Here is a 21475-nt window from a genome sequence, read left to right as displayed (position 1 = left end):
TCTGCCCCTTTGACCGGGGCATGCACGTGTCGCCTGCCAGCTCTGCTTCTCTCTCCCGTCGGCGCGCGCTGCTTGCCGCGTTGCTGCTGATCGTTGTCAGCCTGCTGGCCGGGCTCGGGCTGCGCCAACCCAATCCGCCGGACGAGCCGCGCTTCGTGCTGGCCGCACGCACCATGGTCGAAAGCGGGCATTGGCTGCTGCCGCACCGTGGCAGCGAGTTGTACGCGGAAAAGCCGCCGGTGTTCATGTGGCTGCAGGCGGCGAGCCACGCGCTGGTGCCGCACTGGCCGATCGCGTTCCTGCTGCCCTCGCTGCTGGCCGCGCTGGCAACGCTGTGGCTGACCTGGGACATGACGCGCCGGCTGTGGAACCGGCGCGTGGCCGGCTACGCGGTGCTGGCGTTGTTTGCGGTGCTGCAGTTCGGCCTGATGGCCAAACGCGCGCAGATCGACATGGTGCTGGTGGCGCTGACCACGCTGTCGCTGTGGGGGCTGCTGCGGCATGTGTTGCGCGGGCCGGATTGGCGCGCGTGGACGTTGGGGGTGTTTGCCGCCGGCGTCGGCACGGTGACCAAAGGCGTTGGTTTCCTGCCGCTGCTGCTGTTGCTGCCGTGGATGGCGCTGCCGCGCAGGCACTGGAGCGTGTTGCCGGCGCGTGCGCAGGCCGGGCGCAGCTGGTTCCTGGTACTGCCGGCCTTTCTGGCTGGCACCGCGGTGTGGTTGGGGCCGCTGGGCATCGCGCTGCTGCATGGCGACAACCCGCAATTGCACGCCTATGCGCACGAGTTGTTGTTCAAGCAGACCGGCACGCGCTATGCGCACGCCTGGCACCATGTCAAACCGTTCTGGTACTACCTGCAGGTGATCGCCACGCTGTGGCTGCCGGGTTGCCTGTTGCTGCCGTGGCTGCTGCCGGCATGGTGGCGCCGGCTGCGCCGCGGCGACCCGCGCTATGTGCTGCTGCTGGCGTGGAGCGTGCTGGTGCTGCTGTTCTTCAGTGCCAGCCCGGGCAAACGCGAGGTCTACATCTTCCCGATGCTGCCAGCGCTGTGCATGGTGGCGGCGCCGTTGCTGGCCGGGCTGCTGCGCCGTCGCGGTGTGCGTGCGCTGCTCACCGGCTATGTGTTGCTGCTTGCGCTCGCCGGCCTGAGTCTGGGTGGCGGCATTGCGCTGCATCTGCATTGGGCCGAAAACACCGCGCTGAAACGCGGCATGGAGCTGGCGTCGTTGCAGTCGGTAGGGTTCTGGCTGATCGGCCTTGGCATCGTCGGCCTTGCCGTGGTGGCCTGGTCGCGCGGCCGGCGTGCGGGCACCGCAGTAGTGGTCATGACGGCGGCGCTGTGGATCGTTTACGGCCTTGGCTTGATGCCGGCACTGGATCCTTACAGTTCGTCGGCGCGGCTGATGCAGCGCGTTGGCCAGCGGATCGGCCCGGACGCCGAGTTGGGCATGCTGGCCTGGCGCGAGCAGAACCTGCTGCAGGCCGACCGCGCGGTGACCGACTTCGGCTTCAAGGCGAGTTGGCAGCAGCAATGGGACAAGGCAGGCCCGTGGCTTGCGCAGGCGCCGGAAAAACGCTGGCTGTTCGTGCTCAAGCAGGCTGTACCGACATGCATCGATCCGGCACAACGCATCGATATCGGCGAATCCAATCGCAACCAATGGCAACTGGTGCCGGGCACCGCGTGGCATGCCGGTTGCACCGCCACTGCGTCCGACACCGAACAGACCGGTAGCGACGGCGATCCAGACTGAATGCTCGGTGTCGATTAACGGCTGGGCAACTCCGGTCCGACCGCTCTCCGACATCCGGGTTTCGAAGATGCCGGGCAATGACACAGGCCGACATCCCGATGAGCACGCTTCCCGTCCATGCGCCAGTCCTGGCGCACACCGCCCCCGATGTGCGGGCGCGCTTTCTTGCGCGCCATCTGTGGATGCCGCTGACGGGTGTGCTGCTGCTCAGCGCGTTGTTGATGGGTGCCGGCGGCGACCAATGGATCGCCGATGTGCTGTACCGGCTGGAAGGCGGGCACTGGCTGCTGAAGGACCACTGGTTCACCAGTGGCGTGATTCATCGCATCGGCAGACGGCTGAGCACGGCGGCGGGTGTCAGCGTCGTGATTCTGGCAGTGGCTGCCTGGTGCAGGCCACGCCTGCGCAAACTGCGCTGGCCGCTCACCTATCTGGCCGCATCGGTCGCCTTGTCGACCTCGCTGGTGTCGTTGCTCAAGTCGTGGACGGCGATGGATTGCCCTTGGGATTTGAGCCGGTATGGCGGCACCCAGGCAATGATCGGGCTATTCGAATCGCGCCAGGGCGTTGCCGCGTCCGGTTGTTTTCCGGCCGGCCATGCCAGTGCCGGATATGCGTGGGTTGCGCTGTATTTCTGCGGGTTGTCGCTGCGTCCTGCGTGGCGCGTCCCAGGTTTGTTGACCGGGTTGCTGGCAGGTCTCGTTTTCGGCATTGCGCAGCAACTGCGTGGCGCGCATTTTCTCTCGCACGATGTATGGTCGTTGGCAGTGTGCTGGCTGACGGCACTGGCGTTGTACTGCGTGATGCTGGCTCGGCAGCATCGCGCGTCTGATTCGATGTTGCCATCGGGGGATGCAGCATGAGCACCTGGTTACCGGAACCGCGCGGGCGCACTAGTGCGCGCGTGCTGATATGGAGTACCCGGCCGACCGTGTCGACCGAAGCGCTGGTATTGCTGTCGAGCCTGTTTTTCGCGTTGGTGTGCAATCAGTTGTTCTGGCGCACGGCGATGGCCACGCACCCGGGCAGTATCGGGTTTGCGATTTCGTTGATGTCGCTGCTGGTCGCCGTGCACGCGCTGTTATTGGGTCTGCTGGTGTGGCGCTGGAATGCCAAGCCGCTGCTGACCCTGCTGCTGTTCACCACAGCGCTGGCTGCGCACTACATGGACAGCTACAACGTCTATCTGGATGCGGACATGCTGCGCAATGTGTTGCATACCGACCACAAGGAATCGCGCGAGCTGCTGACGCCGGGGCTGATCTTTCCGCTGCTGTGCTACTTCATGATTCCCACCATACTGCTGTGGCGTACGCGCCTGCGTGCGCGCAGTGTCGGCAAGTCGCTGCTGGTACGGCTGGGATTCCTGCTGGCGGTGGCGGTGGTGGGCGCCGCCGGCACCATGTTGTCGTCGCAGGACATTTCGGCGCTGATGCGCAATCACCGCGAGGTGCGTTACCTGGCCACGCCGATCAACTACATCGTCGCATTGCGCCAGAACCTCAAGTCCGAGTCGCCGATCAAGCGCGCGCCCAAGCAGCCGATCGAACACGATGCCAGCGCAACGCCGCGCGCTGCCGGCAGCCGCCCACGCCTGTTGCTGCTGGTGCTGGGTGAAACCGCACGCGCGCAGAACTGGGGCCTCAACGGCTATGCGCGCCAGACCACGCCGGAGCTGGCGCAGGCAGGGGTGATCAATTTCCCGGACATGCATTCGTGCGGCACCAGCACCGAAGTGTCGGTGCCCTGCATGTTCTCGCCGTTCGGCCGCCGCGATTACAACGAAGACATGATCCGCGGCCACCAGTCGTTCCTGCACGTGCTTGAACATGCCGGTATTTCCACGCTGTGGCGCGACAATCAGTCCGGCTGCAAGGGCGTGTGCGAGGGGCTGGACATGCAGAAGCTGGACGACGCCACCACGCCAGGCCTGTGCGCCGACGGCCGCTGCATGGACGAAATCCTGCTGCGCGACCTGGCGGCGCAAGTGCGTGCCAAGCCCGGCGACCGCGTGGTGGTACTGCATCAACTCGGCAGCCACGGCCCCAGTTACTTCGAACGCTACCCTGCGCAGTTCGAGCGCTTCAAGCCGGTGTGCAGGACCGCCGACCTGGGCAGCTGCAGCCGCCAGGACATCGTCAACGCCTACGACAACTCCATCAGCTATACCGATCACTTCCTCAATCAGGCCATCCATGCATTGCGCGGCTTGTCCGACTACGACACCGCCATGATCTATCTCTCCGATCATGGCGAATCGTTGGGCGAGAAGGGCCTGTATCTGCATGGCGTGCCGTATGCCATCGCGCCGAATGAGCAGACCCACGTGCCGATGGTGATGTGGTTTTCGCCGGAATTCGCGCGCGACCGCGGCCTGGACGAAGCCTGCCTGCGCCACCGCGCCGGGCAATACACCGACCAGGATGCGCTGTTCCCGTCGGTGCTGGGCCTGATGCAGGTCAAGACCAGCGCGTATGCGCGCGAACGCGATGTCTTTGCGCAGTGCACGGGGAAAGGCTGAGCGTTTTGGCACCGCCAGCGGCGGGATCGGCCGCCGCTGCGTGGCAGCGGCAGCGGCACGCTTGCCTTGAACACTGCTTGCCCTGAAGCCTCGCGCGCTCTAGCCTTCGCCGGACTTCACCGCAAGGACCACCCGTGAATCCTCGTCTGCTGTTGCTGGCACTGGCTGTCGCCGCCGGCACGTTATCGCTGTCGGCCTGCCGCAAGGACCCCGCGCCGCCGGCCACACCGACCGCGACCAAGGCCGCGCCTGCCGAAAGCGCCGACCAATTCGTTGCGCGCATCAGCGCCGAGTACAAGGCCGCCTACCCGGAAGTCACCGCCGCGCAGTGGCTGTCCTCGACCTATATCAACGGCGACTCGCAGCTGCTGGCGGCCAAGGCCAACGAGCGTTCGCTGGCGCAGCTGGATCGCTGGATCGAACAATCCAGGCGCTACGCGGGCACGCCGATGTCGGCCGACAGCGCACGCGCACTGCAGCTGCTAAAGCTGATGAGCGCCCTGCCGGCACCGCGCGACCCGGCCAAGCTTGCCGAACTCACCCGCATCGCCGCCAAGATGGAAGGCGACTACGGCGCAGGAAGCTATTGCGTGGGCGATGGCGAACAACGCCGTTGCCGCCAGCTCGGCGAGCTGGAACAGGTGCTGGCCAGCAGCCGCGACTACAACGAACAACTCGATGCCTGGCAGGGCTGGCATGGCACCGCCCAGCCGATGCGCAAGGATTACCAGCGCTTTGTCGAGCTGGCCAACGAAGGTGCGCGCGGCAATGGCTTTGCCGATGTCGGGGTGATGTGGCGCAGCGGCTACGACATGCCGCCGGCACAACTGGCCAGCGAGACCGACCGGTTGTGGGAGCAGGTCAAGCCGCTGTATGCGCAGCTGCAGTGCTACGCGCGCGGCAAGCTGGATACGCAATACGGCAAGGACAAGGGCGAGCTGGCCGGCGGCCTGTTGCCCGCGCATCTGATGGGCAATATGTGGCAGCAGGACTGGAGCAATCTGTGGGATCTGCTGCAGCCCTACCCCGGCGCCGGCGATCTGGACATCACTTCTGCGCTGGAAAAACAGTACCAGGGCAACCTGAGCGCGGTGCTGGCGCGCAACACCGTTGGCGACGGCGGGACGGCCGCACGCTTCAATGCCGAGCGCGAGGCGCAACTGCGCACCGCCCGACAGATGACCGAGCGCGCGCAGGATTTCTACACGTCGCTGGGCATGCCCAAGCTGCCCGATACCTATTGGCAACGCTCGCAGTTCATCAAGCCCCTGGACCGCGATGTGGTCTGTCATGCCAGCGCATGGGACATGAACATGGGCGGCGAACCGAACCAGAACATCGGTGCCGATGTGCGTACCAAGATGTGCATCAAGCCCACCGAAGAAGACTTCACCACCATCTATCACGAGCTCGGCCACATCTATTACGACCTGGCCTACAACCCGCTGCCGCCGCTGTTCCAGAACGGCGCCAACGACGGCTTCCACGAAGCGATCGGCGACACCATCGTCTTGGCGATGACGCCCAGGTATCTGCAGTCGATCGGCATGGTCGGCGAACAGCAGGCCGGGCGCGAAGCTTTGATCAATTCGCAGATGCGCATGGCCTTGAGCAAGGTTGCCTTCCTGCCGTTCGGTTTGATGATCGACCGCTGGCGCTGGGGCGTGTTCGATGGATCGATTCCACCCGAGCGCTACAACCAGGCCTGGTGGGAACTGAAAGCCAAATACCAGGGCGTGGCGCCGGTCACCCCGCGCGGCGAAGAGTTCTTCGATGCCGGCGCCAAATACCACGTGCCGGGCAATACGCCGTACACGCGCTATTTTCTGGCGCATATCCTGCAGTTCCAGTTTTACAAGGGCCTGTGCGATGCGGCCGGGCAGCAAGGCCCGTTGTACGAGTGCAGCTTCTACGGCAACAAGGACGCCGGACAGAAATTCTGGTCGATGTTGCAACGTGGATCGAGCCAGCCCTGGCAGACCACGCTGAAGGAACTCACCGGCAACGAAAAACTCGACGCCGGCCCGATGCTGGAATATTTCGCACCGATGAGCGAATGGCTCAAGCAGCAAAATCAAGGCCAATTGTGCGGCTGGCAAGCCACTGCGCCTGCTGCCGCGAACAACGCGTCTGCGCCTGCCACGCTGCACTGAGGCGCCGCTTTCGCTGCGACATGCGACGGCCGTTGCCTCGGCCGCCGCATAACATTCCTTTGATAAACGCCTAAAACGCTGGCGATATACTGCGCGCCCGCTGCGCAGCCGCAGCATGCAGGAAGCATCCAATGAGCAATGCATCCACCGGCCCGGACGTGCGCGATGTGGACCGCAATACGCAGTTCATCGACGATGCCAACGATCGCGCATTCGACCCGACCTACAGCAGCCCCAACAGCGAGTACGCGGCGGAGTTGGGAAGCGGCACCGTTTCGGTCAACCCGGCAGAGCAGTCGGCCAAGTATGCGCAGACCAGCGAGCAGGGCAATGGCAGCCTGACGCAGCCGCTGGGCGAGACCAGCCTGCGCCACGGCGGCTCGCTGAGTGCAGGCGTTCTCAGCGATGCCGATGCCAAGACCACCACCTTCAGCCTTGAGGCCGACGCGCAGACCGGCCTGCAGCAACGCCTGCAGTCCAAGCTTGGCGACAGCAAGCTGAGCATCGAGGCCGGCGCCAGTGCCGGGCAGCGCATGCGCTACGCACTGACGCTGCCCGGTGTCGACCAGCCGCTGGAGGCCGCCAGACAGGTCAATCCACTGCAGCCGGAGAGCCTTCCGATCGGCGCACGCGCGGTGATGGATACCCAGACCTTCGTACAGCGCGAATCCTCGGCGAGCCTGCGATCGCTGACCGCGCAGAGCCAGATCACCGAAGCCAACGGCCGCAGCTACATGATCGAGCGCGTCGACGAGCGCCATGTGCGCGTGGTGACCGGGCCGAACGCGGCCATCGAGGCGGTGAATGCGCTTGGCGTCAAGGCCGGACCGGCGCAGGCACTGCTCGGGCGCGCCGATTCCCTGGGCCAGTCGCAGGTGCACAGCGCGCAGTTCGACCTGGCCGATCCGCGCGCACGCGCGGCCATGGGCCAATTCGTGCGCGAGGGGAGGCTTGCACCGGGCGTGCCCGGCGTCGATGAGATGCAGACGCTGGAGCGGATCAATTTCAGCTCGCAGCAGCGTCTGCAGCTGGAACTGGGCCCGCTCAGCGCCGATGTCGCCGGCAACCGCAACCAAGGCAGCCAGGTACGCATCAGCACGCCGGGCCAGGATGGCTACACCCTGGTGCAACAGCTGCAATACGGCGACAACGTGCCGCTGACGATCGTGCGCCAGTACGACGGCAATCAGACCGAACGCGTGGACCAGCGCAGCTACCGTTTCCAGATCGATGGCGATGTGGCCGCGCCGGGCCTGTTGCAGCGCCTGGGCGGGCGCAACGAGGCTAGCGAGGAAAAGGCGATCGCGCAGACCCTCAACAGCGCGTTGAACGGCGAGATGACGGGCACCGGCGCGATCGCACCAGGGCAGAAGACCACGCTGGAATTCAACGAGGGGCAGATGCAGGCGCTGCTGGAGCAGACCCGCGCCAGCGTCGACGCCAGCAGAATCGGCGGCAGCTCCCTGACCTCGCTGGTGGGCGATCGCAACGCCCCGGCGCAGTCGCCCGAGCAGTTTGCGATCGCGATGGCCCGCAACGTGGGTGGATCGCCTTATGCGTTCGCCGAGCGGTTGCAGCGCATCGCCGACGGCGCCGACGGCACGTACGACGGCCAGCTGCAGCGTATCGATGCCACCGTTCTGCCGCGACCGACCGACGCCGCCCCGGCGCTCCCGGACCCGCGCGATGCAACGCACCCGGATCATGCCCTGCTGCAGCAATGCACTGCGGCCGTGGGGCGCCTGCAAGCGGCACCGGGCCCGGCGGCCGGGATGGACAGCGAACGCCTGGCCCTGGGGTCGGTGGTGGCCGCACGCGAGAATGGCTTGCAGCGGGTCGATCACGTGCTGCTCGGCAACGATCCTGCACGTGGCTTCGTGGTGCAGGGAGCACTCGACTCGCCCGCGCATCTGCGGGGCAGCTTCGATGCCAAGGCCTTGCAGGAGGAGCCCGTCGCAGCCAGCCTGCAACGCCTGCAGGCGCTGGAAACCGGCACGCAGCGCGATGCCGCGGCGCAGACGCAGGTGTCGCAGCAGGAAACGCAGCGGCAGGCACAGGCGCGCTGAGGACGGCGCACCTGTGCGCAGCCAACGAACCCGCGGTGCTCACCGCCAGACGGGCACGGCCGGTGCTCGGTGCGGCATGCACCACTCGTACACGCCGGTTCCTCCGTGCCCACCTGACGACTGCTCGCTACGTCGTGCCAGCCGCGCTCAGTCGCACCGACTTCGCAGATCGAAAGAGCTCGATCGCAAGTGTGGCCAACCGGCGGTGTTGGCCCAGCGTACCGGGTAGGGGACGCTGATCGGCTGGCGCGCCGGTGACGCTGCGCCACGCATCTGCAGCGCAGCGCCTACCCGCCACAGCCGAGGCCGGCCTGCTGCAGGCCCGCAGGCACGGCAGCCCGATTGATCCATCCACAACGCCGCGTCCCCCGGGCAGGCGAAGGCACGCCGCGGGGGCGACTCAGTTGAGCTTCGCGCCGCCCTGCAAGCGTTCGCTCAACCTGGCCTTGAACTGCTCGAACTCCATGCCACCGGCCTGGGCCTCCGCATGCGCGGCATCCTTGAGCGCGTCCGAATAGGTCAGGCGCACGGGGGTGCCCTGGCGCTCGTGCAGTTCGGCGGCGCGCATGATCAGCGTCAACACCTGCGCGGCGCTGGTGCTCTCGCCAGCGATGCGGCCGTCCATGCCCAGCACCCATTCGCCGTCGCGGCGGACGATGCCGGCCAGCAGCGTGCGTTGCTGGTCGCGCAGTTCGGCATGCGCCTCGATCGGCGATTCGGCCGTGGCCTTGGCGGCGGCCTGGTTGCGCTGGCGCTCGGCGGCACGCTTGCGGGCATCGCGGCGCAACTTGGAATCGGTGGACATGCGGGCTCCTGTGTAGGGGTCAAAGATGGTCGGCCGGCTCCAGCGGCACTGCCTCGGTGGCCTGGCGGTGCCGCAGACGGCGGCCGCTGCGGCGCTCCCAGCGCCAGAATAGCCAGCCCAGCAGGAAAAAACCGGTCATGCCGATCGCCAGATGCCGCGGGTGTTCACTCAGCAGCGGCGACAGCACCCCGGCCACCACCGTATTGGTCATGAGCTGGGTAAAGGCCTGCAGCGACGAGGCCAGGCCGCGCTGCTGCGGGTACATGTCCAGCACCGCCAGCGCCAGGATCGGGAAGATCAGCGCCATGCCGACACCGGCCAGGAAGATCGGCAGCACCGCCCACGGCAGCGCGATCTGCGCCGCCGCCATGGTGTAGCCCAGGTTGGCCAGCGCCGCCACGCCGCAGCAGATGAAGCCGATGCGGATCTGCCGCACCGGGTTCATCTGGCCGGCCATGCGCCCTGACAAAAACGAACCCAGCGTCATGCCGCCGATGGTGGGAATGAACAACCAGGCAAAGTCGCCTTCGCCCAGATGCAGGTGCTGCATGATCAGCACCGGCGCGGAGGCGATGTACAGGAAGATGCCGGCGAAATTGAACGCACCGGCCGCCGCCAGGCGCTGGAAGCGCGGGTTGAAGCCGATCCGTACGTAGTCGTGCAGCAAGCGCTTGAGCTGCAGCGGCGTGCGCGCCTCCACCGGGTGGGTCTCCGGCAACCAGGTCATGGTCGCGATGAGCAGTACCAGTCCAAACACCACCAGAAACCAGAAAATCAGCGGCCAGCCGGCGCCGCTGAGCAGGATCCAGCCGCCGATGATCGGCGCGATCGCCGGCGCGATGCCGAAGATCATCGAGACCTGGCTCATCAGCCGCTGCGCATCCGGGCCATGGAACAGGTCGCGGATCACTGCCCGCCCGACGATCATCCCCACGCCGGCCGACAGGCCTTGCAGCGCGCGGAATGCCAGCAGCGTGGGCAGATCCTGCGACAGGGCGCAGCCGATCGAGCCGGCGATGAACAGCACCAGCCCGCCCAGGATCACCCGCTTGCGGCCCCAGGCATCTGACAGCGGCCCGTGCGCGATGCTCATCACCCCGTAGGCCAGCAGGTAGATGCTGATGGTCTGCTGGATCGCCACCTGGTCCACCGCCAGGCTGCGGCTGAGCCGCGAGAACGCCGGGAAGATGGTGTCGATGGAAAACGGACCGAACATCGCCAGCCCGGCGAGCAGCAGCGCCATGCGACGGGTGGAAGGCGTGGTGGGGGTCATGCAGGGATCCGAAACGTGGTGCATCGGGGGACGCACGCCGGCGCTGGCCTGGGGCCAGTGTCGGGATGGGCACAAGGGCGTCGATGATAGGCGCTCGCCGTTGCAAGGTTAAGCGAACGCAAGTGCGGCAGCCTGCGCAGGCCTGGCCCGCTGGATGCGCCGGCGGCATGCACCCACGCTATAATCGCCCCGGCAACACGGTGGGAGAAGCGGCACTGCCGCTGCCGAAGGCGCAACAGCCCGTAATCGCTCAGGCCCGATACCATCCGCAGTACAACTCTGGAGAGACCGGCCGATGCCGGCGCCGAAGGGGCACGGAACGCAGGCAGGCCCAGCGCCATGCCGCATTCTTAAACTCTCAGGCAAAAGGACAGAGGGGCGCGAGGAAGACTGTCGCTGCGACAGGAGGTGATGCGCTGCGCGCGTCACCCCGGTTCGGTGGCTGTCGACCATATCGTCTGCCCCCTGCCCCGGATGCCCGCCATGTCCCAGACCACGTCTTCCCTGCGCGACCTCGAACACCACAGTGCGTTCGTCGAACGCCATATCGGCCCCAACGACGCAGAAATCGCACAGATGCTGGGCGTGGTCGGCCACGCCTCGCTGGATGCGCTGACCGACGCCATCGTGCCGGGCAACATCAAGTCGCCTGCGGCGCTGGCGCTGCCCGAGGCGATCACCGAAGAAGAGGCGCTGGCCAAGATCCGCGCCATCGCCAGCAAGAACCAGGTGCAGCGCACCTTTATCGGCCAGGGCTATTACGGCACGCATACGCCCAAGGTGATCCTGCGCAACATCCTGGAAAACCCGGCCTGGTACACCGCCTACACGCCGTACCAGGCGGAAATTTCGCAGGGCCGCATGGAAGCGCTGATCAACTTCCAGACCCTGTGCGCAGATCTGACCGGCATGCAGATCGCCAATGCCTCGCTGCTGGACGAAGCCACCGCCGCGGCCGAAGCGATGACGCTGGCCAAGCGCTCGGCCAAGTCGAAGTCGGAGACCTTCTTCGTGCACGACGCGGTGCACCCGCAAACGCTGGAACTGCTGCGCACCCGCGCCGAGCCGCTGGGCATCGTGCTGCGCGTCGGCACGCCGGAGGAGGCGCTGCAGGCCGAGTGCTTCGGCGTGCTGCTGCAGTACCCGGACAGCTTCGGGCATATCGGCGATCACGCCGCGCTGGCCGAGGCAGTGCATGCGCAAGGCGGATTGGTGGCAGTGGCCACCGATCTGCTGGCGCTGACCCTGATCGCCGCGCCCGGCGAATGGGGCGCGGACATCGTGGTCGGCAACTCGCAGCGCTTCGGCGTGCCGTTCGGTTTCGGCGGCCCGCATGCGGCCTTCATGGCCTGCCGCGATGCCTACAAGCGCTCGATGCCGGGCCGGCTGATCGGCGTGTCGATCGATGCCGCCGGCAACCCGGCCTATCGCCTCACCCTGCAGACGCGCGAACAACATATCCGCCGCGAGAAGGCCACCTCCAACATCTGCACCGCGCAGGTGCTGCTGGCGGTGATGGCCTCGATGTACGCGGTCTACCACGGCCCCGGGGGCCTGACCCGCATCGCGCGGCGTACCCATCGTCTTGCCGCGATCCTAGCCGCCGCGCTACGCGGCGCAGGCGTCACTGTGGGCGAGCGTTTCTTCGACACCTTGCACGTCAAGGCGATCGATGCCGATGCCATCCATGCCAAGGCGCGTGCGGCCGGCATCAACCTGCGCGCGATCGACAGCGAAGCGGTCGGCATCAGCCTGGATGAAACCAGCACGCGCGCCGACGTGGTCGCACTGGCCGCGTTGTTCGGGGCGCAGGCGGATGTGGACGCGCTCGACGCCGCCACCGCCGATGCGTTGCCGCAAGGCCTGCTGCGCAGCAGCGCGTTCCTGACACACCCGGTGTTCAACACCCACCACAGCGAGCACGAACTGCTGCGCTACATGCGCTCGCTGGCCGACAAGGACCTGGCGATGGATCGCACCATGATCCCGCTGGGAAGCTGCACGATGAAGCTCAACGCCACCGCCGAAATGATCCCGGTGACCTGGCCGGAATTCGGCGCGATCCATCCGCTGGCGCCGGCCGAGCAGTCGGCCGGTTACGCGCAGTTGATCGACGAGCTGGAAGCGATGCTGGTCGAATGCACCGGCTACGACGCGGTGAGCCTGCAGCCCAACTCCGGCGCGCAGGGCGAATACGCCGGCCTGCTGGCGATCCGCGCCTATCACCGCTCCCGCGGTGAGGCGCACCGCGATATCTGCCTGATTCCCGAATCGGCGCACGGCACCAATCCGGCCTCGGCGCAGATGTGCGGCATGACCGTGGTCGTGACCAAGTGCGATGCCAACGGCAACGTCGACGTGGACGACATCCGCGCCAAGGCAGAGAAGTACTCAGAGCGTCTGGCCGCGTTGATGATCACCTACCCGTCCACCCACGGCGTGTTCGAAGAGGACGTGGTGGCGATCTGCGAAGCCGTGCATGCGCATGGCGGCCAGGTCTACACCGACGGCGCCAACATGAATGCCCTGGTCGGCGTGGCCAAGCCCGGCAAGTGGGGCTCGGACGTGTCGCATCTGAACCTGCACAAGACCTTCTGCATTCCGCATGGCGGCGGTGGCCCGGGCGTGGGCCCGTGCGCGGTGAAGTCGCACCTGGCGCCGTTTTTACCGCGCACGCTGGGCGGCGAAGGCGACGTCGGCATGGTCAGCGCGGCCAGCTACGGCTCGGCCTCGATCCTGCCGATCAGCTGGATGTACGTGACCATGATGGGCAGCGCCGGCCTGCGCAAGGCGACCCAGGTGGCCCTGCTCAACGCCAACTACATCGCCAAGCGCCTGGCGCCGCACTACAAGACGCTGTACACCGGCCGCAACGGCCTGGTGGCGCACGAGTGCATCCTCGACATCCGCCCGCTGGAGAAGACCAGCGGCATCGGCGCCGAAGATGTCGCCAAGCGCCTGATCGACTTCGGCTTCCACGCGCCGACGCTGAGCTTCCCGGTCGCCGGCACCTTGATGGTGGAACCGACCGAAAGCGAATCGCAGCATGAACTGGACCGCTTCATCGACGCGATGATCCAGATCCGCGAAGAGATCCGCGCCATCGAAGACGGCCGCCTGGACCGCGGCGACAACCCGCTCAAGCACGCCCCGCATACCGCCACGCAGGTGTCGGCCAGCGAGTGGGCCCACGCATACCCGCGCGAACTGGCCGCCTTCCCGCTGCCCAGCCTGAAGCAGCAGAAGTACTGGCCGCCGGTGGCACGCGTGGACAACGTCTACGGCGACAAGAACGTGATGTGCGCCTGCATCCCGGTGGATGCGTACAAGGAAGACGCCGAGGCCTGACTGACAGACCAGAGACGGTCACCATCGAACCCGGCTGGTGAGACAGCTGGGTTTTTTGCTGCGTCATGCGATGCGAGCCACAGTCGCGAGAGGGCGACATCGACGGCCACCGAACGCCGGTGGCAGCACCACCACCGAACGCGCTGCAGCGACATGCTGGCAGCGACACGGTCGCTACCAGAACCGCCGCTGCAGCGGCCAGCATGTATCGACATCGCATTTGCAGATGGTGTGCGCCTGCACTGGCTTGTTTCAGAGCCATCGCAGAACGCGGCTCCCAACGCATGCCGCGCACGCACGGCACGTGCGTTTGCCTCGCCTACACGTGTGATGGGCATGATGGCCAATGCCCTCCCCACATGGCAGATCCCTGCACATGCCTGCACTGAAACATCTCGGCACCTTGCTGTTGGCAACCGGCCTGCTGATCGGCTGCGCACCGCGCCGCCCCGGCGAGGTGCCGGCACTGGTGCATGCGCCCGATGCGCGTGCCGAGCTGGTACGCACCGATGCGGGCGTGGTGCGCGGTGCGGCAAGCGCACAAGGCAAGGCATTTCTGGGCGTGCCGTTCGCCGCGCCGCCGGTGGGCGCGTTGCGCTTTCGCGCGCCGCAGCCGGCAACGGCCTGGAAGGATATACGCGAGGCGACGCAAGCAGGACCAGCCTGCCTGTCGCGCTATCGCTTCGGGCAAAAGAACCTCTCCGAAGACTGCCTCACCTTGAACATCTACGCCCCGCCCGGCCCGGCGCCGGCACATCCGCGCGCAGTGATGGTGTGGATCTACGGCGGCGCGCTGGAGCTGGGCAGCAATGTCGACTACGACCTGAGTGCACTGGCGGCGCGGCAGGACGTCATCGTGGTGGCGCCCAACTACCGGCTGGGGGTCTTCGGATTCTTCGCGCATCCGGGTCTGCGCGAAGAAGGCGAAGGGGCATATGCATTGCTCGATCAACAGGCCGCATTGCGCTGGGTGCAACGCAATATCGCCGCCTTTGGAGGCGACCCGCACAACGTCACCGTCTTCGGTGAATCCGCCGGCGCATGGAGCATCTGTTACCAGCTCGCCTCGCCGGGCGCGCGCGGCCTGTTTCAGCGCGCGATCCTGCAGAGCGGCAGCTGCCTGGCCGCCGATTCGAGCGTGGCACGCCAGCAGGCCGAAAGCGGCGGCACCCGCATGGCGCACGCGCTGGGATGCACAGATGACACAGATGCTGCAGCCTGCCTGCGCGGTCTTCCTGCCGACGCATTGGCCGATGCAACACCGCAACGCCGCGGCCTGACCGGCAGCGACGCCTGGGCGCCGATGGCAGGCGGCGATGTGCTGCCGCTGGCGCCCGCCGAGGCGATTGCCGGTGCGCAGCATGTGCAGGTCCCGGTACTGCTCGGCAACAACCGCGACGAGGGGCGTCTGTTCGCCCAACTGCTGTCCTACATCGGCAAGCTGACGCTGCGCAGCGGCTATGAGGCGCGCGTCCAGCGCATGTATGCGGCACCGGCGCCGATCATGGCGCACTACGCGGATGTCGCGGCGCAATCGCGCTGGGAGGCCTTTGCCGACATCGTCACCGACGGCGGCTTCGCCTGCCCCACGCGCCGCCTCGGGCAAGCGTTGCGCACGCACGTGGCGGTGTATGCGTATGAGTTCGACGACCCACAGGCGCCATACGGCTTGTGGCGCCTGCCGTTCTCGCGCCCATTGGGCGCGTATCACGCCTCCGAGCTGGTGTACCTGTTCCAGCGCCCCTGGGTGCTCAGTGGCGACCCGCAGTTCAGTGCCGCGCAACAGGCGTTTTCCAACACGTTCCAGGACTATTGGGGTGCGTTCGCCCGCACTGGCGATCCCAACGGTGGCGGACGACCGCTGTGGCCGCGCCTGGAGGGCGACACGCCGTTGACACTGTCCCCGCGCAGGATCGGCACCACACCCGACTTCGTACAGCGGCACCGCTGCGCGTTCTGGGATGCACATGCACAGGCTGCTGCACTCCCGCTACCGTCGCGTATGCAACAGCATCAGCCGGACCTCACAGGCGATGGTCAACGATGAGGGTCTCGTCGCCGCAGCGAAGTGCGTCGGCGACGCAGATGCGGGTGCCGCAGTGTCGGCGTCGCTCAGTTGCCTGCAACCAACGTTACGGGAGTGTTCCATGTCCACATCCATCTCATCCCCCTGCCCCGAGGTGCTGCTGCGCACCGGGCGTCGTGTCGCTGCACTTGGCCTGGGCTCGTGGAATCTGGGCCAGGGCCGGCATCCGCCACAACAGGAGATCGAGGCGTTGCGGACCGGCCAGCAGCTTGGCATGCGCTTGATCGACACCGCCGAGATGTATGGTAACGGCCGTTCCGAGCAGTTGATTGGCCAGGCCATCGACAGCGTACAGGCACCCTATCTGGTGTCCAAGGTGCTGCCGGGCAATGCGAGCGCGCGCGGCATCGCACGCGCCTGCGAAGCCAGCCTGCAGCGGCTTGGCGTACGTACGCTGGATCTGTACCTGCTGCACTGGCGCGGCGGCAGCGATCTTGCCGAGGTGGTCGCGGCGTTTGAAGCCTTGCGCGACGCCGGCAAGATCCGCGATTGGGGCGTGTCGAATTTCGATGTGGACGATATGCAGGATCTGTGGCGCATCGATGGCGGACAGCGCTGCCTGGTCAATCAAGTGCTGTATCACGCCGGCAGCCGCGGGATCGAATTCGATCTGCTGCCGTGGTGCGCCGAGCATGAGGTGACGGTCATGGCGTACTCGCCGCTGGGTAGCCGCGCCTTGCTCGATCATCCGGTGCTGCATGCCATCGGCGCACGACGTGGCGTGGCAGCCACCGCAGTGGCATTGGCGTGGGCGATCCGCAGCGGCCAGGTGATCGCCATCCCCGAATCGGGCACGCCCGCGCATGTGCGTGAAAACGCCGCGGCGTGCACCTTGCAGCTGGATGCGCAGGATCTTGCTGCCCTGGATAGCGCGTTCCCGCCACCCACGCGCAAACAGCCGCTGGATCTGTTGTAGATCCGCACGCTGGGTCGTGCATCGCGTGGATGTGGCGGCGTTCGCATCACGCACGTGGCCTGCCTGGCACTGCACAACGCGCGGTCGCGCACGCTTGGCCATGCACAGCGCACGCGTGTGAGTGTTTGCTCGCATGTAGACACATCCGTTTAACAGCGCCACTCCCAGGCTCGCTTGGATAGCCCGCATCCTCAAGCCCGCCAACGTGGAGTCCCCCATGGCCAAATCCCCAAGCAAATCCGCACAGGTTCCTTCTGTCGGTAGTTCCGCCAGCGCGCACGAGTTGCGCGGCACCGGCGACGAACTGCATCAGAAAGCCGGCGGCTCGCATCCGCAATTGACCACCAACCAGGGCATCCCGGTTGGCGACAACCAGAATTCGCTGCGCGCCACACCGCGCGGGCCGACGTTGCTGGAAGACTTCATCCTGCGCGAGAAGATCACCCACTTCGATCACGAGCGCATCCCCGAGCGCATCGTGCATGCGCGCGGCAGCGCCGCGCATGGCTACTTCGAGTTGACCAAATCGCTGAGTCAGTACACCACCGCCAAGATCTTTACCGAAGTCGGCGAAAAGACCCCGCTGTTCACGCGTTTTTCCACCGTCGCCGGCGGCGCCGGCTCGGTGGACACGCCGCGCGACGTGCGCGGGTTCGCGGTCAAGTTCTATACCAAGGAAGGCAACTGGGATCTGGTGGGCAACAACATCCCGGTGTTCTTCATCCAGGATTCGATGAAGTTCCCGGACCTGATCCATGCAGTGAAGATGGAACCGGACCGCGGCTTCCCGCAGGCAGCCAGCGCGCATGACACGTTCTGGGATTTCATCTCGCTCACCCCCGAATCGATGCACATGATCATGTGGGCGATGAGCGACCGCACCATTCCGCGCTCGCTGCGCATGATCGAAGGCTTCGGCATCCACAGCTTCCGCTTCCTCAACGAAGCCGGCGAGAGCACCTTCGTCAAGTTCCATTGGCGCCCCAAGCTGGGCCTGCAGTCGACCATCTGGGACGAAGCAGTGAAGCTGGCCGGCGCCGATCCCGACTTTCAGCGACGCGATCTGTTCGAGTCGATTCAAAACGGCGACTTCCCGGAGTGGGAACTTGGCGTACAGCTGTTCACCGAGGCCGAAGCCGAGGCATTCCCGTTCGATCACCTGGATTCGACCAAGGTCATTCCCGAGGAACTGGTGCCGCTGCAGATCGTCGGCCACATGGTGCTGGACCGCTGGCCGGACAACTTCTTTGCGGAAACCGAACAGGTGGCGTACTGCCCGGCCAACATCGTTCCCGGTATCGATTTCAGCAACGACCCCTTGCTGCAGGGCCGTCTGTTCTCGTACCTGGATACGCAGCTGAGCCGTCTGGGCGGGCCGAATTTCCATCAGATCCCGATCAATGCGCCCAAGTGCCCGTTCGCCAACAACCAGCGCGATGGGCATATGCAGATGGGTGTGCCGAAGGGACGCGTTGCCTACGAGCCCAGTTCGCTGCAGGCCGATGCGCCGCGTGAGGCGCTGCGTGGATTCCCCAGCCATGCCACGCCTGCGGAAGATGGCGCAAAGGGCCGCGTGCGCGCAGAGAGTTTTGCCGACCACTACAGCCAGGCACGGCTGTTCTATCGCAGCCAGACGGCACCGGAGCAGGCGCATATGGCGTCGGCGCTGGTGTTTGAACTGTCCAAGGTCGAAACCGCGCATGTGCGCGAAGCCATCGTGGGTCATCTGCGTCATGTCGACCCGGCATTGGCACAGCGCGTGGCCGACGGCATGGGGATGACCAAGCTGCCGCCCGCACCTCCTGCAGCGGTTGCGCCCACCGACATGCCGCTGTCGCCTGCGCTGCAATTGATCGGCAAGATGAAAGACACCTTGCAGGGGCGCACGGTGGGCATCCTGATCCACGACGGATCGGATGCCGCGGCGATCAAGGCCGTGCGCAAGTCCGCCGAAGCAGCCGGCGCGACGGTGAAGATCGTCGCACCCAAACTCGGCGGCGCCAAACTCAGCGATGGCAAGCAGCTGGCCGCCGATGGCCAGTTGGCCGGCACACCGTCGATCGTGTTCGATGCGGTGGCCGTGTTGCTGTCGTCGGAGGCGGCAAAACTGCTGACCAACGAATCTGCGGCATTGGATTTCGTCAGCAATGCCTGGGCACATTTGAAGGCGATTGCCTTCGACGATGGCGCGCAGCTGCTGCTCAAGGCAGGCAATGTCGGCAAGGATGCCGGTATCGTCCCGGCTGCCGACACCAAGGCCTTCATCGCCGCAGCCAAGACCCGCCAATGGGCACGCGAGCCGAAGGTGCGCATGTTGGCCTGACCGCGTTAGCGCAAACAGCGCCCCCGGGCGCGAGCGACGTCATGGATGTCGCTCGCGCCCGGGGGCGTATTGCAGAGAAATACCTGTCGCCTTATCGCCTGCGTGTAGCAGGTGTCCAGGAGCGGGGGACAGCCGCCAGAGAGTGGAGCGGGTTGTTCGGCCAGGCAGTTCGCATGACTGCTTGGAACCCGGTTTCTGATGCATCAATACATCGATGCCACCTCCAGAACCTGAGAGAACGATCAAGAATGATTAGTCGCAGCAGGCGTCCCGATCGACCTCAGCCAGCTGCGCTGGTGTCGTCAGGCACGAGGCGATGAATCAGAGCGCAGATCTTGGAGGAGGGCTGGAAGGCTGCGCTTGCCAGTGAAAGCCGCGGCACCGCCAGGCTGATACCCAGCGCGTCGGACCTGTCCGCATCCACATGCGCACCAGGCGCCGCGGAATCGAACAGAACGTGCGCGCCAGGACGCGTGGAAAAAATTCCTGCCACAGCGAACTCCAGCGTAGGCAGCGCACTGTACAGCGCTGACAGCAAGGCATCTTCCGACGGCGCCCAGCGCCATCGGACAATGAATACCGCCGCATCGCGTTCGATCAGCGACGTCCGATCGGGCTCATCGCCCAGCACCAACGCGTAGCCGGAGGCGGCCTCCACCAGACCGAGTTCGTCATCGATCATGCAGGCACGCGCGTAGTCGGTCGTGCCGCTGTGGCTTAAGGAAGGCCCAGTGCCCGACCAGTCGGACAAAGACGTCGCATGCAGGAGAACAAGCGGCCCACCTCCTGACTCAATCCATTGCAGATGCGTCATTTCTTCCCTCGATAGCGCATGCGCGCAACGGCGAAGCCCGTCATTCGAGCGCAGGCAGCGGTACGTATTGCTGCGCAGTTGCCAGCGCGCGGTACTCGCGCGGCGTCATGCCCACCGCTTGCTTGAACTGCCGGGCAAACGCGCTTTGATCGCTGAAGCCGCAGGCATGGCCGATTTCGGTCAGGCTCTTGTTCCCATGCAGCAAATGCATGGCCATCTGCAGGCGCAACTTGGCCAGCACCTGCTGCGGCGTGAGCTGGAACACCTTGCGGAACGAGCGTTGCAGCTTTGACATCGAAAAACCGGTGATCTCCACCAGTGCCTGCATGCGCACGTTCTGCGCATAGTTGGCGTTGAGGTACGCCAGCGCCAGCCGCAGTTTTTCGTACTGCGATTCGTGCCCGTCCTGCGGCCCCAGATCGCGCGAGATGCCGATGATGCCCTGCACCTTGCCGTCGACCAGCAGCGGGCGTTTACAGGTGAGGCACCAGCCCGGCTCGCGATTGGCGAACAGATGCAGTTCCAGCAGGTTGTCGATCACCTCACCGGCCAGCACCTGCTCGTCCTGATTGGCGTAGTTTGCGCCCAGTCCGCTCGGGTAAACCTCGGCAACGCGCTTGCCGATCAATTCCTTGCGCGACTTCAGGCCCAGGCGCCGCAACATGGTCTGGTTGACGTGGGTGTAGCGACCCTCGCGGTCCTTGACGAAGAACAACACGTCCGGCACCGCATCGAACAGCGCTTCCAGATCGGCAGGATCGATGCTCTTCATGCGGGAGGATTCATGCGGTACGAGGGACTCGGGGCCAGGAGAGGCGCAACGGTGCAGTGACGCACCGGCGTCTGCACGCACCACCGATGCGCAACCGCATGATACGCCGCGCCTGTCGCTACGCTGGCAGACGCTCAGCGCGGCTGTTCGGCCACAGCGCCGCTGACTGCAGCCGGGGCGTCCTTCGGAGCGTCGATGGACGCACTGGTGGCGCCCATGCGATCGGCCGGCGTCCGCCGCGCTGCCCAGGCCTGCACCACTGCCGCACCCGATTGCGAGCCCACCTGCACGCGCAGACGCGCACCGGCAGTAGGCGCTACGAATTCGATTGCGCAGTCGCCCGCGGCCATGCAGCTATCTGCCGCCAGCGGGTCGACCGGCTGCCAGCCCTGCGCGGCGATCGCCTGCGAAAATGCGCGATAGCTCATGCCTGGCTTGAGGGTCGCCGGCAACGGCACCAGCAGCTCGCTGTTGTCGGCGTCCGTCGCGTTGGCAACGGCGGGCGCCGCAGTCACAGGCGCACGTGCAGTCACCGCCGCCGCAGGCCGCGGTGCGGCGCTCCAGGCAGGGCTGAAGATGAGGGCAAGCCCAAGCAAGGCTGGGCGGACGAACGTGCGCATACAAAAGACCCTTGCGATCCTGGC

At 66.0% G+C, this 21475-nt stretch carries 14 protein-coding genes, 1 other RNA gene and 1 riboswitch; of the genes, 10 read left to right on the top strand and 5 right to left on the bottom strand.

The features are described 5' to 3' along the window. Positions 1 to 20: 20 nt before the first annotated feature. The 6 genes from VZ068_RS06770 to VZ068_RS06745 all read left to right on the top strand — a co-directional run bounded on the left by VZ068_RS06770 (position 21) and on the right by VZ068_RS06745 (position 8637). Entirely contained in the window at positions 21 to 1754 is a 1734-nt protein-coding gene (locus VZ068_RS06770) for a glycosyltransferase family 39 protein (protein ID WP_349657238.1), read from the top strand. Positions 1755 to 1852: 98 nt separating this feature from the next. After that, positions 1853 to 2617, top strand: a complete 765-nt coding sequence (locus tag VZ068_RS06765; protein ID WP_349657237.1) for a phosphatase PAP2 family protein — start codon at positions 1853 to 1855, stop codon at positions 2615 to 2617. Next, positions 2614 to 4275, top strand: coding sequence for a phosphoethanolamine--lipid A transferase (locus VZ068_RS06760; RefSeq protein ID WP_349657236.1), 1662 nt, complete (start codon positions 2614 to 2616; stop codon positions 4273 to 4275). The genes VZ068_RS06765 and VZ068_RS06760 overlap by 4 nt, the downstream gene beginning before the upstream one ends. A gap of 134 nt (positions 4276 to 4409) precedes the next feature. Beyond that, on the top strand, positions 4410 to 6428 hold the full coding sequence (locus VZ068_RS06755; protein ID WP_349657235.1) for a M2 family metallopeptidase: 2019 nt from the start codon (positions 4410 to 4412) through the stop codon (positions 6426 to 6428). 131 nt (positions 6429 to 6559) lie between these two features. Then, entirely contained in the window at positions 6560 to 8494 is a 1935-nt protein-coding gene (locus VZ068_RS06750; RefSeq protein WP_349657234.1) for an XVIPCD domain-containing protein, read from the top strand. Between the two features lie 76 nt (positions 8495 to 8570). Continuing rightward, a non-coding RNA gene (locus VZ068_RS06745) (sX9 sRNA) lies at positions 8571 to 8637 on the top strand. Between the two features lie 257 nt (positions 8638 to 8894). Here VZ068_RS06745 and VZ068_RS06740 read toward each other — a convergent pair. Both VZ068_RS06740 and VZ068_RS06735 read right to left on the bottom strand, forming a co-directional pair. Then, the gene (locus VZ068_RS06740; RefSeq protein ID WP_349657233.1) at positions 8895 to 9299 is read right to left on the bottom strand and encodes a hypothetical protein; all 405 of its coding nucleotides are present in this window, start codon (positions 9297 to 9299) and stop codon (positions 8895 to 8897) included. 19 nt (positions 9300 to 9318) lie between these two features. Next, on the bottom strand, positions 9319 to 10572 hold the full coding sequence (locus VZ068_RS06735; protein WP_259153197.1) for a multidrug effflux MFS transporter: 1254 nt from the start codon (positions 10570 to 10572) through the stop codon (positions 9319 to 9321). Positions 10573 to 10841: 269 nt separating this feature from the next. Then, a riboswitch (glycine riboswitch) is annotated at positions 10842 to 10956 on the top strand. Positions 10957 to 11046: 90 nt separating this feature from the next. Between VZ068_RS06735 and gcvP the strand changes: the two genes are divergently transcribed. The 4 genes from gcvP to VZ068_RS06715 all read left to right on the top strand — a co-directional run bounded on the left by gcvP (position 11047) and on the right by VZ068_RS06715 (position 19245). After that, complete coding sequence (gene gcvP, locus VZ068_RS06730; RefSeq protein WP_349657232.1) at positions 11047 to 13920, top strand: aminomethyl-transferring glycine dehydrogenase; 2874 nt, start codon at positions 11047 to 11049, stop codon at positions 13918 to 13920. 376 nt (positions 13921 to 14296) lie between these two features. Beyond that, a complete protein-coding gene (locus VZ068_RS06725) occupies positions 14297 to 15967 on the top strand; it encodes a carboxylesterase/lipase family protein (protein ID WP_349657231.1) in 1671 nt (556 codons plus the stop codon). A gap of 100 nt (positions 15968 to 16067) precedes the next feature. Further along, the gene (locus VZ068_RS06720) at positions 16068 to 16922 is read left to right on the top strand and encodes an aldo/keto reductase (protein WP_349657230.1); all 855 of its coding nucleotides are present in this window, start codon (positions 16068 to 16070) and stop codon (positions 16920 to 16922) included. 217 nt (positions 16923 to 17139) lie between these two features. After that, positions 17140 to 19245 carry a catalase gene (locus VZ068_RS06715; protein ID WP_349657229.1) on the top strand — a complete coding sequence of 702 codons (2106 nt, stop codon included), beginning with the start codon at positions 17140 to 17142 and terminating at the stop codon, positions 19243 to 19245. Between the two features lie 280 nt (positions 19246 to 19525). Here the strand turns inward: VZ068_RS06715 and VZ068_RS06710 are convergent, their stop codons facing one another. From VZ068_RS06710 to VZ068_RS06700, 3 genes are all read right to left on the bottom strand, one after another. Next, on the bottom strand, positions 19526 to 20059 hold the full coding sequence (locus VZ068_RS06710) for an Imm21 family immunity protein (RefSeq protein WP_349657228.1): 534 nt from the start codon (positions 20057 to 20059) through the stop codon (positions 19526 to 19528). Between the two features lie 40 nt (positions 20060 to 20099). Beyond that, entirely contained in the window at positions 20100 to 20831 is a 732-nt protein-coding gene (locus VZ068_RS06705) for an AraC family transcriptional regulator (protein ID WP_349657227.1), read from the bottom strand. A 134-nt stretch (positions 20832 to 20965) separates the two neighbouring features. Then, positions 20966 to 21451 carry a hypothetical protein gene (locus VZ068_RS06700; protein WP_259166137.1) on the bottom strand — a complete coding sequence of 162 codons (486 nt, stop codon included), beginning with the start codon at positions 21449 to 21451 and terminating at the stop codon, positions 20966 to 20968. Positions 21452 to 21475: the final 24 nt, after the last annotated feature.

The sequence above is a fragment of the Xanthomonas sp. 10-10 genome, assembly GCF_040182365.1.
Taxonomy (GTDB): Bacteria; Pseudomonadota; Gammaproteobacteria; order Xanthomonadales; family Xanthomonadaceae; genus Xanthomonas; species Xanthomonas arboricola_F.
This window is presented reverse-complemented; position numbering and strand designations above follow the sequence as displayed.

Coding starts and splice junctions, on each gene's coding strand:
- VZ068_RS06705 (WP_349657227.1), bottom strand. CDS start 20,831: ATGAAGAGCATCGATCCTGCCGATCTGGAAGCGCTGTTCGATGCGGTG.
- VZ068_RS06770 (WP_349657238.1), top strand. CDS start 21: ATGCACGTGTCGCCTGCCAGCTCTGCTTCTCTCTCCCGTCGGCGCGCG.
- VZ068_RS06700 (WP_259166137.1), bottom strand. CDS start 21,451: ATGCGCACGTTCGTCCGCCCAGCCTTGCTTGGGCTTGCCCTCATCTTC.
- VZ068_RS06740 (WP_349657233.1), bottom strand. CDS start 9,299: ATGTCCACCGATTCCAAGTTGCGCCGCGATGCCCGCAAGCGTGCCGCC.
- gcvP (WP_349657232.1), top strand. CDS start 11,047: ATGCCCGCCATGTCCCAGACCACGTCTTCCCTGCGCGACCTCGAACAC.
- VZ068_RS06750 (WP_349657234.1), top strand. CDS start 6,560: ATGAGCAATGCATCCACCGGCCCGGACGTGCGCGATGTGGACCGCAAT.
- VZ068_RS06715 (WP_349657229.1), top strand. CDS start 17,140: ATGGCCAAATCCCCAAGCAAATCCGCACAGGTTCCTTCTGTCGGTAGT.
- VZ068_RS06720 (WP_349657230.1), top strand. CDS start 16,068: ATGTCCACATCCATCTCATCCCCCTGCCCCGAGGTGCTGCTGCGCACC.
- VZ068_RS06735 (WP_259153197.1), bottom strand. CDS start 10,572: ATGACCCCCACCACGCCTTCCACCCGTCGCATGGCGCTGCTGCTCGCC.
- VZ068_RS06765 (WP_349657237.1), top strand. CDS start 1,853: ATGAGCACGCTTCCCGTCCATGCGCCAGTCCTGGCGCACACCGCCCCC.
- VZ068_RS06725 (WP_349657231.1), top strand. CDS start 14,297: ATGCCTGCACTGAAACATCTCGGCACCTTGCTGTTGGCAACCGGCCTG.
- VZ068_RS06760 (WP_349657236.1), top strand. CDS start 2,614: ATGAGCACCTGGTTACCGGAACCGCGCGGGCGCACTAGTGCGCGCGTG.
- VZ068_RS06710 (WP_349657228.1), bottom strand. CDS start 20,059: ATGACGCATCTGCAATGGATTGAGTCAGGAGGTGGGCCGCTTGTTCTC.